The organism is Geodermatophilus sp. SYSU D00705 (genome assembly GCF_054050135.1).
The window spans coordinates 30085-45792 of record NZ_JBJGYT010000021.1; the positions used below are offsets into that span (position 1 = coordinate 30085).

Here is a 15708-nt window from a genome sequence, read left to right on the forward strand (position 1 = left end):
ATGGACCTGCAGACCCTCTGGTTCGCCGCCGTCGCGGTGCTGTGGACCGGCTTCCTGCTGCTCGAGGGCTTCGACTTCGGCGTCGCCGCGCTGCTGCCGGTGCTCGGCCGCCGCCCCGCCGACCGGCACCTCATGCTGCGCACCATCGGCCCGCTGTGGGACGGCAACGAGGTCTGGCTGATCACCGCCGTCGGCGCGGTGTTCGCCGCCTTCCCCGGCTGGTACGCCACCTGGCTGCCGGCGCTGTACCTGCCGTTCGTGCTCGTGCTCCTCGGGCTGATCATCCGCGCGGTGGCCTTCGAGTGGCGGCACTCCCACCACACCGAGGCCTGGGACGCGACGTGGACGCGGGTCATCACCACCGGCTCGCTGATCGCGGCCGCCGGGATCGGTGCCGCCCTCGGCGCCACCACCCTCGGCCTGCCGGTCGACGCCGACGGCATCCGGGTGGGCGGCGCCCTCTCCGGACTCGGCTGGTCGGCGCTGCTCGGCGCCGTCGCGGTGCTCGCCTTCTCCGTCGTGCACGGCGCCCTGTTCCTCGCGCTGAAGACCGACGGCCCGGTGCGGGTCGCCTCGCGCCGCTTCGCCCGGCGCTGGGCTCCGGCAGCCGCGCTGCCGCTGCTGGCCTGGGCCGGCGTGGTGCACCTGCGGTACGGGACGCCGGCGACCGCGGTGCTGTGGCTGGTCGCGGCGCTGGCCGTCGTCGTCGCGGAGGCGCGGCTGCGGGTCGGGCGCGAGGGCCAGGCCTTCACCGCCTGGGGCGTGCTGCTGGTGGCCGCGGCCGCGACGGTGTTCGGGGCGGCCTACCCGGTCGTCGTCCCCTCGACGATCGACCCCGCCTTCGACGTCACCGTGGCCGACGCCTCGGTCAGCGACTACACGCTCACCGTGATGACGTGGGCGGCCGGCATCGGCCTGCCCGTGGTGCTCGGCTACCAGGCCTGGACCTACTGGGTCTTCCGCAGGCGGCTGACCGCAGAGCCGGTGCACGCATGAGCGGCCGAAGTGGCCACAAAGGCCCGCTCGGGCCCCTGGCGGCGCTGGCCGGGGTGCCGGGACTGACCGGGGCGCTGGTCCGGCAGGCCGTCGCCGCGCTCGGCCAGGTGGCGGGGCTGGTGCTGCTGGCCGCCGGGCTCGCGCACGCGGTGGCCCGGGCGGCCGGCGCCGCCGAGGGTGCGCTCGGCGGACCGCTGCTGGCCGCCGCCGCCGGAGCCGGGCTGCGCGCGGCCGCCGGGTGGGCCGGGGAGCTGCTGGCCGCCCGCGACGCCCGCCGGGCCGAGGAGGAGCTCCGCGCCCGGCTGGTCGCCCGGCTGGCCGCCTCGCCGGCGGCGGTCGAGGCCGCGGGCGGCCCCGGCCCGGCGGCGGTGCTGGCCACCACCCGGCTGGCCGACCTCGGCCCGGGGCTGGCCACCCGCCTCCCGGCGCTGGCCTCGACGCTGGTCGTCCCGCCGGTGCTGCTGGTCGTCCTGGCCTGGACCGACCTGCTGTCGGCCGTGCTCGTCGCGGTCACCCTGCCGCTGGTGCCGGTCTTCATGGTGCTGGTCGGCCTGACCACCCGGGACGGCACGACCGCCGCCGCCCGCGCCCTGGACCGCATCGCCGCGCACGTCGCCGAGCTGGTCCGGGGACTGCCGGTGCTGGTCGGCCTGGGCCGTGCCGCCGAGCAGGTCGCCGCGCTCGCCGAGCTCGGGGAGGACTCCCGCCGGCGCACCCTGGCCACGCTGCGGCTGGCGTTCCTCTCCTCGCTGGTGCTGGAGCTGCTCGCGACACTGTCGGTCGCGCTGGTCGCGGTGACCGTCGGCCTGCGGCTGGTGCACGGCGACGTGGCGCTGGCCGTCGGGCTGACCGCGCTGCTGCTCGCACCCGAGGCGTTCGCCCCGCTGCGCGCCCTGGGCGCGGCCCACCACGCCGGCGAGGACGCGGCGCTCGCCGCCGCCGAGGCCCGCGCCGTGCTCGCCGCCCCCGTCGCGCCCGCGCCCACGGGCACCCCGGACGACGACCCGCGCGGTGCCGACGTCGCCGTCCGCGGGCTGACCGTCCGCTTCCCCGGCCGGACGTCGCCAGCGCTGCCCCCGGTGGACCTGGACGTGCGGCCCGGTGAGCTGGTCGCCGTCCGGGGCGCCAGCGGGTCGGGCAAGTCGACGCTGCTGGCCGCCCTGGCCGGGCTGGTGCCCCCCGCGGCGACGGTCGAGGGAGCGGTCACCGGCGTCCCTGCGGGTGCCGTCGCCTGTGCGCCGCAACACCCGCGGACCACCGGGGCGACCGTCGCCGACGAGCTGCGCCGGCACGCGGGCTCGGCGCCGGGCGTGGACGAGCTCGTCGGCGAGGCGTTCGTCGTCGAGGCGCTGGCCCGGGTGGGCGCGAGCGCGCTGGCCGGCCGGCGCTGCACCACCCTCTCCCCCGGCGAGCTGCAGCTGGTGGCGCTGGCCCGCGCGCTGGTGCGGGTCCGCCGCGGGGCCCGGCTGCTGCTGCTCGACGAGCCGACCGCGCACCTGGACGCCGACGCCGCCGCCCGCGTGGCCGCCATGCTGGCCGGCCTGCGCGGCACCGTGACGGTGCTCCTGGTGACCCACGACCCGGCGCTGGCCGCCCTCGCCGACCGCACGGTCGACCTGGCTCCTCCCGCGAGATCGGCGGTCTCGTGGCCATCAGCGGCTGATGGCCGCGAGACCGCCGATGTCGCGGACACCACCGCCACGACCCACGCCCACCACACCGCCGTCACCACCGCAGCCACCGCAGCGACCGCGCACCGCTGGCCGCGGCGGGCGCTGGTGCGGGCGGTCGCCGCCGGCACCGCGTCGGCGGGTGCCGGCGTCGCGCTGACGGCGGTCTCCGGGTGGCTGATCGTGCGGGCCGCGGAGATGCCGCCGGTGCTGACCCTGCTCGTCGCGATCGTCGGGGTGCGGGCCTTCGGCTTGGGCCGGGCCGGCCTGCGCTGGACCGAGCGGATGGCCGCGCACGACGCCGCGCTGCGGATGGCCGCCGACCTGCGGGTGCGCGTGTGGGCCGCCCTGGCCCGGCAGGGCATCGCCGCCGACCGGACCCCCGGCTCGGCGCTCGCCCGGGTCGTCGGCGACGTCGCGCTGGTTCAGGACCTGTCGGTGCGCGTCGTCCCGCCCGCGCTGGTCGCGGCCGTGGTCCCGACCGCGACCGTGGCCGCCCTGGCACTGGTCTCCCCCGCCGCCGCGGCCGCGACCGGCCTGGTGCTCGCGGTCACTGCCGCCCTGGTCGTCGCGGCACACCGGCGGGTGGACGCGGGCGCGGCGCGGGCCGAGGCGGCGCTGCGGGTGGCCGCGCTGGAGGAGACCACCACCGTGCTGGAGGGGGCGGCCGACCTGCGGGCGCACGGTCTCGCCGCGCACACCGCCGCCGACCTGACCGGCCTCGCCGCCCGCCGCGGCGCCGCCGAGCGCACCGGCACCGCGGCGGGGGCGCTGGGCAACGGCCTGGTCGTGGTCGGCACGGGCCTCGCCGCGGTGGCCGCTGCCGCGGTCGGAGCGGCATCCGGGACCACCGGTCCCGCCGTCGCGGTGCTGGCACTGGCCCCGCTCGCCCTGGCCGAGCCGCTGACCGGACTGGTCGGCGCCCTGCAGCGCCGGGGTGCGCTCGCCGACGCCCGCGCCCGCCTCGACGCCGTCCTCACCGCACCGGTGCCGGCCGACCCCGCCGCCCCGCTCCCGGCCCCGGCGCCGGTCCGGACGCTGGCGACCGACGACCTCGCCGCCGGCTGGCCCGGCGGCCCGGACGTGCTGTGCGGGCTCACGACCCGGGCCGACGCCGACGGCGGCTGGCTGGTGGTGCGCGGCCCGTCCGGGTCGGGCAAGTCGACGTTCCTGGCCGTGCTCATGGCGGCCCTGCGGCCGCGCGGCGGCGGCTACGACCTCGACGGCGTGCCGGCCGCCCGGCTGACCGGGGACGACGTCCGGTCGCGGATGGCCTGGCTGCCGCAGGAGGCGCACGTGTTCGCCTCGACGATCCGCGCCAACCTCGCCCTCGCCGCACCGCGCGGGGAGCTCGCCGGCCCGGCCGGTGAGGAGCGGATGTGGGCCGCGCTCACCGCCGCCGGGCTCGGCGGGCTGGTGGCCGGTCTGCCGGACGGCCTGGACACGCCGGTCGGCGCCGGGGGCACGGCCCTGTCCGGTGGCGAGCGGCGGCGGCTGGCCGCCGCCCGCGCCCTGCTGGCCGACCGGGACGTCGTGCTGCTGGACGAGCCCACGGCGCACCTGGACCCGCCCACCGCCGCCGCGCTGGTCCGCGACCTGCGGACGGCGCTGGCCGGCCGGGTGGTGGTCTGCGTGACCCACGACGACGACGTCGCCCGGCCCGGCGACACCGTCGTCCGGCTCGGGGAGCCGGTGGCCGCGCTGTCCCGCTGAGCCGCCGGCTCAGGCCGCGGCGGCGTGCGGCGGCACGACGCCGCCGGGCCGGGCGCGGACGACCTCGAAGCCCGGGGACGCCGGCAGCTCCGGGTCGACGACGAGCGGCACGCCGGGCGCCGGCCCGAGGAGCACGTGCTCGACCCCGGCCGGGGCCAGCTCCGCCACCACGCGCTCGTACAGCTCGGGCCGCACGTGGATCTCCCGCGGCGCGGCCGCGCCGGGCGTGAAGGCGATGGCGACGAGATCGCCGGCGATGTCCGGCCGGGCCCAGTGCCTGGGGCGGGCGGGAACGGGCGTCGGCCCGCTCTCGCCCGAGCGGTCGGGTACCTCCGGCAGGACGTCGGAGGCCGGTCCCCTGTGGACGGTGGCCTCGAACATGGGAGCCCTCCTGGGCGCTTCCCCCGCGCCCTTGTCCAACGCTGGGGGAACTTCGGGTATTGCCTACCCCAGAACACCGACAGTTCCCCTCCGATACACCGGCCGGACGACCCATTTCGTCCGTGCCTTCCGGCACGCTCCCGGCATGGACGCGCCCTTCACCGGTTCGGTCTTCCTCGGCATGAGCGTCGACGGCTTCATCGCCCGCCCCGACGGCGACCTCTCCTGGCTCACCGGGGACGCCGAGGTCGGCGGCGCCCCCGATGACGGCGCCGGCGGTGACTTCGGCTTCGCCGACTTCGTCGCCGGCATCGACGCGCTGGTCATGGGCCGCGGCACCTACGAGGTCATCGCGCCGATCGACCAGTGGCCGTACCAGGGCAAGCCCGTGCACGTCGTCAGCACGACGCTCGAGCCCGGCGCCGACGCCCGCGTCACCGTGCACGGGTCGTTCGACGACGCGGTCGCCGCGCTCACCGCGGCCGGGTACCGACGGGTGTACGTCGACGGCGGCCGCCTGGTGCACACGTTCCTCACCGCCGGGCTGATCGGCGATCTCACGTTCTCCCGGGTGCCGGTGCTCATCGGGGCGGGCCACACGCCCTTCGGCGCGCTGCCGGCCGACGTCCCGCTGGAGCACGTCGGCACCCGGACGTATCCCGGCGGCATGGTGCAGACCACCTACCGGGTGCGCCGGCCGGGCTGAGCTCAGGCGGCGGGGACGTCCACCGGCACCTCCGGGCCGAGCCGGGCGCCCTGCAGCAGCTGCAGGTCGTCGCCGGACCAGAAGCTGCCGGGGTCGTAGGCGTTGCGCGGCCGGCCGCCGTCGAGCAGCCCCATCGCCGTGTAGGTCGCGGCCACCAGCTCGGCGCAGAAGACCGTCTCGGCCGACGTCCGGCGGCGCAGCCGGCCGTTCACCCAGCCCACGGCCAGCCCGCGGGTGGTCGGGAACGGCTTCCCGTCGAGGCGGGCCACGGTCCGCAGGACGGCGTCCTCCATCTCCGGGGTCACGCCGCCGTCGTCGGCCGGGCCGACCAGCTGGCGCAGCCAGGCGCGCTGCCCGTAGCGCTGCCGCCACGTGCGGACGGCGTCGGCGAGGTCGTGCAGCTGGACGCCGCGCTGGTGCTGCCCGGTCCAGACGTCGGGCAGGGAGCGGCCGAGCTCGGCGTGCCACAGCAGCGGGGGCAGGTCCTCCAGCACCACCGCCATGCCGACGTGGTTGACCGGGGCGTTGGTGAGGGCCTGGATGGCGCGGTCGGCGACCGAGGCGCCGCGGAACACCCAGACGTCGCCGGTGCGGGTCAGCTCGACCGCGTCGTCCAGCGGCAGCGCACGGGGCTGGGGCACGCGGCTACGTTAGGCGACCGTGCGGCTCTGGAAGCTCCTCGGACTGGCCGGCCTCGCGGGCGTCGCGGCGAGCGGGGCGGTGCTCGCCCGCAACGAGCGTCAGCGCCGCGCGCACACCCCGGAGGAGATCCGGGCGCGGCTGCGCGAGCGCCACGCCGCCCTCGCCGAGCCGGCGGACCCGGTGCCCGCCGAGCAGCCGGCCGGACGCCGCGGCCGGCTGGCCCGGCTGCTGCGCTCCCGCTGATCGGTGCGTGACGGAGGGCGACCGCCACACCGGGTTCCGGCCGATCGCCTTCCGGGACGGGGGCGTCGGGTCGACACTGCTCGCGCCCGCCGGTGTCGCCGGGCGTCTGTCTGGGTCATCCGTCCGGCGACGCCGACGCGGTCGTCCGCCCTCACGGGGCGACGGGGACCGCGCCGCCGTCGACGCGGTGTTCGGCTGACGGTCAGCCGGCGGTCAGCGCCGGGCCCTCGTCCTTGAGCGCCACCCCGGAGGCCCCGAGCTCGCGCGCCGCCGAGAGCAGCGCGGCCACCGTGTCGGCGGCCTGCCCGTAGGACAGCCCGTGCGGCGGGCGGACGTTGGACACGCAGTTGCGCTCGGAGTCCGCCCGGCCCGGACGCGGGTCCCAGGTCAGGTAGACACCGAGGGAGTCCGCCGACGACAGCCCCGGCCGCTCCCCGATGAGGACGACGACGGCCCGCACACCCAGCGCCGCCCCCACCGCGTCGCCGAGGGCCACCCGTGCCTGGTGTGCCAGCACCAGCGGCGCCAGCGTCCAGCCGGACAGCCGCTCCAGCAGCGCCGTCGTCAGGCCCGCGGCGTGCTCGTGCACCGCCCGCGGGGAGAGCCCGTCGGCGATCACGACGGCGAGGTCGGCGTCGGCGCGCGGCAGCGCCGTCCCCTCGGCCAGCTGCCGGCCGAGGTCGGGCCGCTGGAGGTACGTGGCCCGGTCACCGGCCGCGGAGTGCACCTCCAGCAGCTCGTGCCCGGGCAGCCCGGCACGGACCGCGGCCGGGTCCAGCGGCTGGTGCACCGCGTCCCGGGCGGCGGCGTGCGCGGCGCGGAACTCCAGCTCCCGGGCCGTCGGCAGCGCGTCGCCGGCCCGGCCGAGGGCCACCCGCGCCCGGGTGGCCGCCCGCAGCACCGCCCACGGGTCGTCGCCGGGCGGCAGCGGCTGGTCGAGGGCCGAGCTCATGCCGACGCCGCCGCGAGCAGGGCCCGCGCCGCGGGCGCGTCGGCGGTGAGCTCGCGGACCCGGCCGGCGTCGTCGAGCAGCTCCATCCGGGCCAGCCACTCCTCGAACTCCGGTGCCGGGCGCAGGCCGAGCACCGAGCGGGTGGTGAGGACGTCGGAGAAGGCCAGCGACTGGTAGTGCAGCATCACGTCGTCGGCGCCGGGGACGGCGATGAGGAACGTGCAGCCGGCCGCCCCGAGCAGCAGCATGAGGGAGTCCATGTCGTCGCCGTCGACCTCGGCGTGGTTGGTGTAGCAGACGTCGACCCCCATGGGCAGGCCGAGCAGCTTGCCGCAGAAGTGGTCCTCCAGCCCGGCGCGCAGCACCTGCTTGCCGTCGTAGAGGTACTCGGGGCCGATGAACCCGACGACGGTGTTGACCAGCAGCGGCTGGAAGTGCCGGGCGACGCCGTAGGCGCGGGCCTCCAGGGTCTGCTGGTCGACCGGCCGGCCGCCGATGCCGTGGTGCGCGTCGGCCGACAGCGCCGAGCCCTGGCCGGTCTCGAAGTAGGTCACGTTGGACCCCACGGTGCCGCGGCCGAGCGCCAGCGCACCGGCGCGTGCCTCGGCCAGCAGCTCGAGGGTGACCCCGAAGCCGCGATTGGCCGGCTGGGTGCCGGCGACCGACTGGAACACCAGGTCCACCGGCGCGCCCTGCTCCAGCGCCCGCAGCGTGGTGGTGACGTGCGCCAGCACGCACGACTGGGTGGGGATCCCGTAGCGGCTGATCACCGCGTCCACCAGCTCCAGCAGCGCCACCGTGCGAGCCGGGGAGTCCGTGGCCGGGTTGATCCCGATGACGGCGTCCCCGCAGCCCTGCAGCAGCCCGTCGACGATGGACGCCGTCACCCCCAGCGGGTCGTCGGTCGGGTGGTTGGGCTGCAGGCGGGAGGCGAGCCGGCCGGGCAGGCCGAGCGTGCTGCGCAGGCCGGTCACCACCCGCGTGCGGCGGCCCACGGCGACCAGGTCGGCGTTGCGCATCAGCTTGGACACCGCGGCCACCATCTCCGGGGTCAGCCCGGGGGCCAGGCCGCTGATCGCCGCCTCGTCCCCTGCCGCCGCCCAGGCCAGCAGCCGGTCGCGGAACTCCCCCACCGTCAGCGACGCGACCGGCGCGAACGCGGCCCGGTCGTGCGTGTCCACGATGAGCCGCGTGACGTCGTCCTCCTCATAGCCGACCACCTGCTCCTCGAGGAAGGTGGCCAGCGGCAGGTCGGCCAGCACGGTCTGTGCGGCCACCCGCTCGGCGGCGGACTCTGCGGCGCAGCCGGCCAGCGCGTCGCCCGAACGGGCCGGCGTCGCCCCGGCCATGAGCTCGACCAGGGTCGGGAACTCGTACGTGTGCCCCGCGACGGTGCCGCGCCGCCTCATCGGACGTCCTCCTCCGCCTCGGCCAGCAGCTCGAACTCCTCCTCCGGCGCAGAGGCCACCAGGTGGTGGCGGCTGTAGAGCGCGAAGTAGGCGAGGAAGACGGCGTAGGCGCCGAGGGTCCACAGCGCCGCGGTGACGTCGACGAGGAAGGTGGCGACGACCGCCGCGGCAGCCAGCACGAGCGCGACGCCGGTGGTGGCCACGCCGCCCGGCGTCCGGTACGGGCGTTCCAGGTCCGGCTCGCGGCGGCGCAGCACGATGTGGCTGACCATCATCAGCACGTAGGACACCGTCGCCCCGAAGACGGCCATGTTGAGCAGCATCGCGCCCTGGCCGGTCAGCGAGAGGACGAAGCCGATCGCGCCGGGCACCAGCAGGGCCAGCATCGGCGCCTTGCGGGAGTTGGTCACCGACAGCGCCCGCGGCAGGTACCCGGCGCGGGACAGCGCGAAGGTCTGCCGCGAGTAGGCGTAGATGATCGAGAAGAAGCTGGCGACCAGCCCGAACAGGCCGGCGTAGTTGACCACCCGGGTGAGGGCGTCGGGGGCGTCGGAGCCGGCGAGCGCGTCGACCGGCGGGTTGCCCGAGCCGGCGATCGCCGACGAGCCGGCCGCGCCCGGGGTGAAGACCAGCATCAGGACGGCGAGGACGACGAGCACGCCCATCGCCGCGACGATCCCCCGCGGCATCGAGCGGGCCGGGTCGCGGGCCTCCTCGGCGGCCAGCGGCACGCTCTCCACGGCGAGGAAGAACCAGATCGCGAACGGGAACGCCGCCCAGATGCCGATCAGCCCGTAGGGCAGGAAGGACGAGGCACCCGCCGCGTCGGTGGGCGCGATGTCGAGCAGGTTGCCCGCGTCGAACTGCGGGATGGCACCGGCGAGGAAGATGACCAGCCCGACCAGCGCGATGACCGTGACGACGAACATCGCCTTGAGCGCCTCGCCGACGCCCATCAGGTGGATCCCGATGAACAGCGCGTAGACCGCCAGGTACACCCACCAGCCGTCGGTGATGCCGAACAACCCGAGGGACTCGACGTAGGCGCCGATGAAGGTGGCGATCGCGGCCGGGGCGATGGCGTACTCGATGAGCACCGCGATGCCGGTGGCGTACCCGCCCCACGGCCCCAGCGCCCGCCGGGCGAAGGTGTAGCCGCCGCCGGCGGTCGGCAGCGCCGACCCGAGCTCGGCCAGCCCGAACACCATCGCGGTGTACATCACCGCCATGAGGACGACGGCGACGAGCAGCCCGCCGAACCCGCCCTCGGCCAGCCCGAAGTTCCAGCCGGCGTAGTCCCCCGAGATGACGGCGGAGACCCCCAGCCCCGCCAGCAGGAGCCAGCCCGCCGTGCCGGTGCGCAGTTGCCGCTTGTGCAGGTATCCCTCGTCGACCCGCTCGGCCTCCACCCCCGCGTGGTGGCCCGCACGGCCGCGGGTGCCGGGTTCTGCGGTCATGACAGACCTCCGCGTCGGCCCCCGCAGTCGGGTGGGGTCAGCGTTCTCGCAGCACCGTGCCTGGTCAACCCGCTGGGCGAGGACGGAACACGCTGTTCACCGGCCCGACGCGGGCGGCCCCACCAGCAGCCCCAGGTCGCGGACGTAGACGCCCGTCCCGTGGCCGAACCCCGACACGACCGGCTGCAGCCGCGTGCCCAGCCCGGCCGCCGCGCGGGACAGCGCCGGCGTCGGCAGCCGGACGTCCTCGCCGGACAGCGTGAGCACCAGCCCGGCCGCGACCAGCGCCATGACCGCGACGGTCCCGATGGCGGCCGACAGCCCCAGGTGCTCGGCGACCAGGCCGATGACCGGCGGCCCGCCCAGCAGACCGGTGTAGCCGACGGTCGTGGCCAGCGCGATGCCGCGGGCGCCGCCGAGCACCCCGGCCCGGGCGATCGCCAGCGGGAACACGTTGGCCAGCCCGAGCCCGACCAGCACGAACCCGGCGAGGGCCACCGGCAGGGACGTCGTCGTCACCGCGGCGGTCGCGCCGGCGGCGGCCAGCGCGGCGCCGCCGGTGAGCAGGCGGCGCTCGCCCAGGGCGAGGAGCAGCCGGCTCCCGGCCAGCCGGCCACAGGCCATGGCGAGGGAGAAGCCCGCGTACCCGCCGGCCGCCACGACCGGCGCCGCACCCAGGTCGGTGCGCAGCAGCAGCGCGCCCCAGTCGGTGAGCGCCCCCTCCCCGTAGGCGGTGCAGCCGGCGACGGCGCCCAGCACCACCAGCGCGGCGACGGGCCGGCCGCGCTCGGGCGTCCCGGCGTCGGCGCGGCGGACGGCCACCGCGGCGTCGGCACCGACCAGCGCGGGCGCCGCCCAGGCGGTGAGCAGCAGTCCGGCACAGGCGACGACGACCAGGTGCACGGCCACCCCCGCTCCGGCCGAGGCGAGGCCGCCGAGCACCGCGCCGGCCAGGCCGCCGAAGCTGAACCCGGCGTGCAACCCCGACAGCAGCGGGCGCCCGATCCGGGCCTCGACGGAGACGCCGAGCGCGTTGGCCGCGACGTTGACCATGCCGGTCGCCGCGCCGAAGACCAGCAGCGCTGCGCACAGTGCCGGCACGGAGGTCGCCAGGGCGGGCAGGACGACGGCCAGGCAGACCAGCACCGCGGCCGCCGCGCTGACCAGGCCGGCGCCGAGCCGGGCGCACAGCGCACCGGTCACCTGCATGCACGCCAGGGCCCCGAGGGAGAGGCAGAGCAGGGCGACGCCGAGCGTGCTGTGCCCGGCACCGACCTGCGCGGCCACGTCGGGCACGCGGGCCGCCCAGCTGCCGAACACCGCGCCGTCCAGGGCGAAGAGGGCGGCGACGGCGAGCCGCAGCCGGTCCGGCGACGGTTCGGGCGCGGACGACCGGGCCGAGCGCACGAGGACGGCGACCGGTTCGCGGGCGCGCAGGACGAGGGTGGGAGCGGCCATGGGGACCTCACGGGGAGAGGAGCCGGCCACCGGCGAACGGGCGGCCGCGAGGGACGGGGACGAGCACACGACCTCGGGCACCCGTCCTCCACGGTGCCAGCACCCGCGGGCCGGCGCCGCCCGGACGCGCCCCTCGTCCGCGTGAGGATCGCCACCCCCGAAGGCGCTCGCGTGGCAGACGGCATCTCGGTTGGGCACGATCGTCCTCGACGCCGCCGTGGTTGATGGAGGAGCAGGACCGTGGGGACGCCCGACACGACGCCCGCGCGCGACGACACCGATCTGCTGGCCCTGCTGGCCTCGGGTGGGGACCTCAACTCCTTCCTCGGGGACCTCGTGCACCTGGCCGTGGGGCACACGCCCGCCGCCGAGGCCTGCGGGCTGACCCTCGCCCGCTCCAGCAGCGGGGTGACGGTGCACGCGACCGGACCACTCGCGCAGGAGGCCGACGAGCGGCAGTACCAGGTCGACGACGGCCCGTGCCTGCAGGCGATGCGGGAGGGGGTCGTCGTCCGGGTCACGGACATGGCGGCCGAGCGCCGCTGGGGCCCGTACCCGGAGCTGGCCGCGCAGGCCGGCGTCCGCTCGTCGCTGTCCCTGCCGCTGGACGTCGAGGGCCGCAGCCGCGGCGCGCTGAACCTCTACTCCACCCGGCCTGCCGCCTTCGGCGGCGCGGACGAGGCGACGGCCGGGCGGTGGGCCGCCCAGGCCGCCGGCGCGCTGTCGGTGGCGCTGCGCATCGCCGACGGCGACGACCGGGCCGACCAGTTGCTCGGCGGCCTGGACACCCGGGCGACGATCGGCCAGGCCGTCGGATTGGTCATGGCGCGGGAGCGGTGCACCGCGGAGCAGGCGTTCGCCCTGCTGCGGGTCTCCTCCCAGCGGCGCAACGTCAAGCTGCGCGAGGTCGCCGCCGCCCTCGTCGCGGCGTTCGAGGCCGAGCTGCCGGAGCGCCCCGACCGCTGGTGAGCGGCGCTCAGACCGCCCGCCAGGGTCCCTTCACCGCGTTGCCCTCGGGGCGGGAGGCGAAGACGTTGCCCTCGGTGGGCGCGGCGTCGTCCCCGGCCAGTGCGAAGGTGCGGAACAGCGGGCCGACGAGCGCGTCGTAGAGCCCGGGCAGGAGCCGGAAGCCCGCGACGACGACGGAGTTGGCGACGCCGGACTGCACCAGCCGCCGCGGCCGGTCCAGCCGCGCCACCACCGCCCGGGCCACACGCTCGGCCGTGTAGACCGGCGGGGGCGGCCGTCCGGTGCTGCCCGCCCACGTCGCGCCCTGGTAGTAGATCGGGGTGTTGACCCCGCCCGGGGCGACCGCGGAGACGTGCACCCCGGGGGCGTCCCGGATCTCCTGCTGCAGGGTGCGCACGAGGGCCAGCTGGCCCCACTTGGCCGCCGCGTAGGTGCCCATCTGGGGTGCGGTGACCGACCCGAGCAGCGAGTTGACCACCACCAGGTGGCCGGCCCCCTGGCGGCGGAACACCGGCAGCACGGACCGGGCGACGTTCGCGGTGCCGTGCACGCCGGTGTCCACGACGGCCTCGAAGACCTCCCGCGGCACGTCCTCGATGCGCCCGTAGGCCATCGTCTGCGCCGCGTGGACGACGACGTCCAGCCGGCCGAACCGGTCGAGCGCGGTGTCGACCACCCGCTGCAGCGCGTCGGCGTCGGTGACGTCGGCGGGGCAGACGAGCACCTCCGCGGCGCCCCGCTCCCGCGCCTCCGCCGCGGCCTCCTCCAGCGGGCCGCGGCCCCGGGCGACGAGCACCAGGCGGGCGCCGCGGCCGGCCAGGTCGTGCACCGTCGCGCGGCCGATGCCACTGGAGGCGCCGGTGACGAGGACGGTCAGGGCGTCAGGCGGCGGCATGGGTCTCCTCGGGCTGGGGCCGAGGGCACCGTGCTGCGCTGGACCGCCCCGGCTCGACGTGCACCGGCCCCTACCCTCGCCGCGCGGCGCTCATGCGGGGCCGTCGGGCAGCGCGTCGTACAGCCAGCCCGGGCCGGTGACGGCCGCGCCCTCCGGCAGCCGCGCCCGCAGGCCGCGGTCGGCGGTGACCACCAGCAGGGGGACGCCCTGGGCGGCGAGCAGGGCGGCGCGGTCGGCGAGGGCGTCGTCGCCGCTGCCGGGGGCGCGCACCACGGTGACGCCGTCGGGCACGCGGGCGTCGCGCGCCGCCCCCTCGACGACCACCACGAGCTCCCGGACCAGCAGCGTGCCGCCGCCCGGCGCGTCCACCCGGCGGCCGGCGAGGGGGGCCAGGCGCCGCAGCAGGCGGGTGGTCGCGCCGGCGCGGTCGCGCCACCAGCCGTCGGGACGGGCGCCGAGCACGTTGGCCACGTCGACCAGCAGGACCGTCATCGCACCCCTCCCCGGTCGGTTCCGATGGTGCCCCTCCTCCCGGCGGGTGACCGCTGTTTGCGCCGATCGGGCGCGGGAACCGACCGGTACGTCCCCGCGCCGGTGGGCGCGGACCCGCCCGGAGGAGGGGCCCATGGCCAGCAGCGACCGGACCGCCCACGACCACGACGCCACCCGCGACGGCGCCTCGGCGACCCGGGGCCTGGCCCGCGACGCGGTGGCCGCCCAGCGCTCCCGGTTCGGCGGCGTCAAGTGGGGGGCGGCGTTCTTCGGGTGGCTGTCGGCCAACGGGCTGGCGGTGCTGCTCATCGCGCTTCTGTCGGCCGCCGGCGTCGCCCTCGGCCTCACCCAGGGTCTGGAGTCAACGGACGACGCCACGGCGCAGGCCGACACCATCGGGCTGGCCGGCGCGATCGCGCTGCTGGTCGTGCTCTTCCTCGCCTACCTCGCCGGCGGGTACGTGGCCGGGCGCATGGCCCGGTTCGACGGGCTGCGGCAGGGCATCGCCGTCTGGCTGATCGGGCTGCTCGTCGTCGTGGTGCTGTCGGTCGCCGGGTACCTGCTGGGCCGCGAGTACAACGTGCTCGAGGCGCTCAACCTGCCGCGCATCCCGATCGACGAGGGCACCGCCACCACGGCCGGGATCCTCACCCTGGTCGCCATGGTCGTGATCACGCTGGTCGGCGCCGTCGTCGGCGGCATGCTCGGCACCCGGTACCACCGGAAGATCGACCGGGCCGGCTTCGCCGCCTGAGCCGAGCCGAGGGGGCTGCCGGGTGTCTCCGGCCGCTCCTACGCTGCGGGCCATGTGCCGGAACATCCGACCGCTGGCCAACTTCGAGCCCCCGGTGACCGACGAGGAGGTCCAGGCCGCCGCGCTGCAGTACGTACGGAAGATCAGCGGCACGACCCGGCCGTCGCGCGCCAACGTCGAGGCGTTCGACCGCGCCGTCGCCGAGGTGGCCGAGGCATCGGCCCGGCTGCTGGGCACCCTGGTGACGACGGCGCCGCCGAAGGACCGCGCGGTCGAGGCCGCCAAGGCGCGACAGCGGGCGGCCGTGCGGTACGGGAGCTGACCACCGGCTCCGTTGTGCGCAACCGGTGTGGGAGCCGGACACCCGGGTATCCCGGAACTCCCTCGACCTCGTCCCCCCGGAGCGCAGCCATGGCTCGCAACACCCTCTCCCGCACCCTGCACGACGTCGGCCTGTCCGCCTGGTTCGGCGGCACCCTCGCCAACGCCGTCGCCCTCAACGCCGCGGCCGCGGAGGCCGGCGGGGACCGCGCCACGGGGCGGGTGGCCAACGCGGGGTGGGACCGCTGGACCCCGGTCAACGCGGTGGCGATCGGCGCCCACCTCACCGGCAGCGTCGGTCAACTGCTCGGCAACCGCGGCCGCGTGGCCCGCCAGCAGGGCGTCGCCGGCATGAGCGTGCTCAAGACCGCCCTGACGCTGGCCGCGCTCGGCGTGACCGCCTACAGCCGGGTCCTGGGTCAGACGGTGTCCAACGCCGGGGCCGTGCCGTCGCGGTCGGGCACCAAGCCGGCCAGGCGCACCAAGGCGGTCAGGACGGAGGTCGCCGCCGCCCAGGAGCAGTTGGACCGCCTGCAGTGGGTCGTGCCGGCCCTGACCGGTGCCCTCGTGGCGGTGAGCTCCTACGCCGGGGAGCAGCAACGGCCCAGCGAGGTCGCCCGGGGTGTCGCCCAGCGCTGACGTCCCCGTCC

At 77.2% G+C, this 15708-nt stretch carries 16 protein-coding genes; 8 read left to right on the plus strand and 8 right to left on the minus strand.

Features of this window, described 5'->3' with window-relative positions:
* Together cydB and cydC are read left to right on the plus strand one after the other, a co-directional pair.
* The gene (gene cydB / locus ACI78Q_RS16215) at positions 1–996 is read left to right on the plus strand and encodes a cytochrome d ubiquinol oxidase subunit II (protein ID WP_456924440.1); all 996 of its coding nucleotides are present in this window, start codon (positions 1–3) and stop codon (positions 994–996) included.
* The gene (gene cydC, locus ACI78Q_RS16220; protein ID WP_456924441.1) at positions 993–4379 is read left to right on the plus strand and encodes a thiol reductant ABC exporter subunit CydC; all 3387 of its coding nucleotides are present in this window, start codon (positions 993–995) and stop codon (positions 4377–4379) included. Before cydB ends, cydC begins: the two co-directional genes overlap by 4 nt.
* Before the next feature lie 9 nt (positions 4380–4388).
* On the opposite strand, the gene ACI78Q_RS16225 is transcribed toward cydC, so the two are convergent.
* Positions 4389–4760 (minus strand): hypothetical protein, encoded by a 372-nt coding sequence (locus ACI78Q_RS16225; protein WP_456924442.1) that lies wholly within the window; start codon positions 4758–4760, stop codon positions 4389–4391.
* Between the two features lie 145 nt (positions 4761–4905).
* Between ACI78Q_RS16225 and ACI78Q_RS16230 the strand changes: the two genes are divergently transcribed.
* Positions 4906–5466 carry a dihydrofolate reductase family protein gene (locus ACI78Q_RS16230; protein ID WP_456924443.1) on the plus strand — a complete coding sequence of 187 codons (561 nt, stop codon included), beginning with the start codon at positions 4906–4908 and terminating at the stop codon, positions 5464–5466.
* A gap of 2 nt (positions 5467–5468) precedes the next feature.
* Here the strand turns inward: ACI78Q_RS16230 and ACI78Q_RS16235 are convergent, their stop codons facing one another.
* On the minus strand, positions 5469–6107 hold the full coding sequence (locus tag ACI78Q_RS16235) for a hypothetical protein (protein ID WP_456924444.1): 639 nt from the start codon (positions 6105–6107) through the stop codon (positions 5469–5471).
* A gap of 19 nt (positions 6108–6126) precedes the next feature.
* Between ACI78Q_RS16235 and ACI78Q_RS16240 the strand changes: the two genes are divergently transcribed.
* Positions 6127–6351 (plus strand): hypothetical protein, encoded by a 225-nt coding sequence (locus ACI78Q_RS16240; RefSeq protein ID WP_456924445.1) that lies wholly within the window; start codon positions 6127–6129, stop codon positions 6349–6351.
* A gap of 202 nt (positions 6352–6553) precedes the next feature.
* Here the strand turns inward: ACI78Q_RS16240 and eutC are convergent, their stop codons facing one another.
* The 4 genes from eutC to ACI78Q_RS16260 all read right to left on the minus strand — a co-directional run bounded on the left by eutC (position 6554) and on the right by ACI78Q_RS16260 (position 11627).
* The gene (gene eutC, locus ACI78Q_RS16245; protein ID WP_456924446.1) at positions 6554–7303 is read right to left on the minus strand and encodes an ethanolamine ammonia-lyase subunit EutC; all 750 of its coding nucleotides are present in this window, start codon (positions 7301–7303) and stop codon (positions 6554–6556) included.
* Positions 7300–8712 carry an ethanolamine ammonia-lyase subunit EutB gene (locus ACI78Q_RS16250; protein ID WP_456924447.1) on the minus strand — a complete coding sequence of 471 codons (1413 nt, stop codon included), beginning with the start codon at positions 8710–8712 and terminating at the stop codon, positions 7300–7302. The genes eutC and ACI78Q_RS16250 overlap by 4 nt, the downstream gene beginning before the upstream one ends.
* The gene (gene eat / locus ACI78Q_RS16255; protein ID WP_456924448.1) at positions 8709–10169 is read right to left on the minus strand and encodes an ethanolamine permease; all 1461 of its coding nucleotides are present in this window, start codon (positions 10167–10169) and stop codon (positions 8709–8711) included. The genes ACI78Q_RS16250 and eat overlap by 4 nt, the downstream gene beginning before the upstream one ends.
* A gap of 96 nt (positions 10170–10265) precedes the next feature.
* The gene (locus ACI78Q_RS16260; RefSeq protein WP_456924449.1) at positions 10266–11627 is read right to left on the minus strand and encodes an MFS transporter; all 1362 of its coding nucleotides are present in this window, start codon (positions 11625–11627) and stop codon (positions 10266–10268) included.
* Positions 11628–11867: 240 nt separating this feature from the next.
* Here ACI78Q_RS16260 and ACI78Q_RS16265 point away from each other — a divergent pair, with 240 nt between their 5' ends.
* Positions 11868–12596, plus strand: coding sequence for a GAF and ANTAR domain-containing protein (locus ACI78Q_RS16265; RefSeq protein WP_456924450.1), 729 nt, complete (start codon positions 11868–11870; stop codon positions 12594–12596).
* Positions 12597–12603: 7 nt separating this feature from the next.
* On the opposite strand, the gene ACI78Q_RS16270 is transcribed toward ACI78Q_RS16265, so the two are convergent.
* Together ACI78Q_RS16270 and ACI78Q_RS16275 are read right to left on the minus strand one after the other, a co-directional pair.
* On the minus strand, positions 12604–13491 hold the full coding sequence (locus tag ACI78Q_RS16270; RefSeq protein ID WP_456924451.1) for an SDR family NAD(P)-dependent oxidoreductase: 888 nt from the start codon (positions 13489–13491) through the stop codon (positions 12604–12606).
* Between the two features lie 90 nt (positions 13492–13581).
* Positions 13582–13983 (minus strand): hypothetical protein, encoded by a 402-nt coding sequence (locus ACI78Q_RS16275; RefSeq protein WP_456924452.1) that lies wholly within the window; start codon positions 13981–13983, stop codon positions 13582–13584.
* A gap of 133 nt (positions 13984–14116) precedes the next feature.
* On the opposite strand from ACI78Q_RS16275, the gene ACI78Q_RS16280 reads away from it, so the two are divergent.
* From ACI78Q_RS16280 to ACI78Q_RS16290, 3 genes are all read left to right on the plus strand, one after another.
* The gene (locus tag ACI78Q_RS16280; RefSeq protein WP_456924453.1) at positions 14117–14737 is read left to right on the plus strand and encodes a hypothetical protein; all 621 of its coding nucleotides are present in this window, start codon (positions 14117–14119) and stop codon (positions 14735–14737) included.
* 52 nt (positions 14738–14789) lie between these two features.
* Positions 14790–15059 (plus strand): DUF2277 domain-containing protein, encoded by a 270-nt coding sequence (locus tag ACI78Q_RS16285; RefSeq protein ID WP_456924454.1) that lies wholly within the window; start codon positions 14790–14792, stop codon positions 15057–15059.
* Positions 15060–15148: 89 nt separating this feature from the next.
* Positions 15149–15697, plus strand: coding sequence for a hypothetical protein (locus ACI78Q_RS16290; protein WP_456924455.1), 549 nt, complete (start codon positions 15149–15151; stop codon positions 15695–15697).
* Positions 15698–15708 lie beyond the last annotated feature (11 nt).

Excerpts from the sequence above, each read along its gene's own strand:
- cydC (WP_456924441.1), top strand. The coding sequence starts at position 993 with ATGAGCGGCCGAAGTGGCCACAAAGGCCCGCTCGGGCCCCTGGCGGCG.
- ACI78Q_RS16230 (WP_456924443.1), top strand. The coding sequence starts at position 4,906 with ATGGACGCGCCCTTCACCGGTTCGGTCTTCCTCGGCATGAGCGTCGAC.
- ACI78Q_RS16290 (WP_456924455.1), top strand. The coding sequence starts at position 15,149 with ATGGCTCGCAACACCCTCTCCCGCACCCTGCACGACGTCGGCCTGTCC.
- cydB (WP_456924440.1), top strand. The coding sequence starts at position 1 with ATGGACCTGCAGACCCTCTGGTTCGCCGCCGTCGCGGTGCTGTGGACC.
- ACI78Q_RS16270 (WP_456924451.1), bottom strand. The coding sequence starts at position 13,491 with ATGCCGCCGCCTGACGCCCTGACCGTCCTCGTCACCGGCGCCTCCAGT.
- ACI78Q_RS16280 (WP_456924453.1), top strand. The coding sequence starts at position 14,117 with ATGGCCAGCAGCGACCGGACCGCCCACGACCACGACGCCACCCGCGAC.
- ACI78Q_RS16250 (WP_456924447.1), bottom strand. The coding sequence starts at position 8,712 with ATGAGGCGGCGCGGCACCGTCGCGGGGCACACGTACGAGTTCCCGACC.
- ACI78Q_RS16285 (WP_456924454.1), top strand. The coding sequence starts at position 14,790 with ATGTGCCGGAACATCCGACCGCTGGCCAACTTCGAGCCCCCGGTGACC.
- eutC (WP_456924446.1), bottom strand. The coding sequence starts at position 7,303 with ATGAGCTCGGCCCTCGACCAGCCGCTGCCGCCCGGCGACGACCCGTGG.
- ACI78Q_RS16260 (WP_456924449.1), bottom strand. The coding sequence starts at position 11,627 with ATGGCCGCTCCCACCCTCGTCCTGCGCGCCCGCGAACCGGTCGCCGTC.
- ACI78Q_RS16225 (WP_456924442.1), bottom strand. The coding sequence starts at position 4,760 with ATGTTCGAGGCCACCGTCCACAGGGGACCGGCCTCCGACGTCCTGCCG.
- ACI78Q_RS16275 (WP_456924452.1), bottom strand. The coding sequence starts at position 13,983 with ATGACGGTCCTGCTGGTCGACGTGGCCAACGTGCTCGGCGCCCGTCCC.
- eat (WP_456924448.1), bottom strand. The coding sequence starts at position 10,169 with ATGACCGCAGAACCCGGCACCCGCGGCCGTGCGGGCCACCACGCGGGG.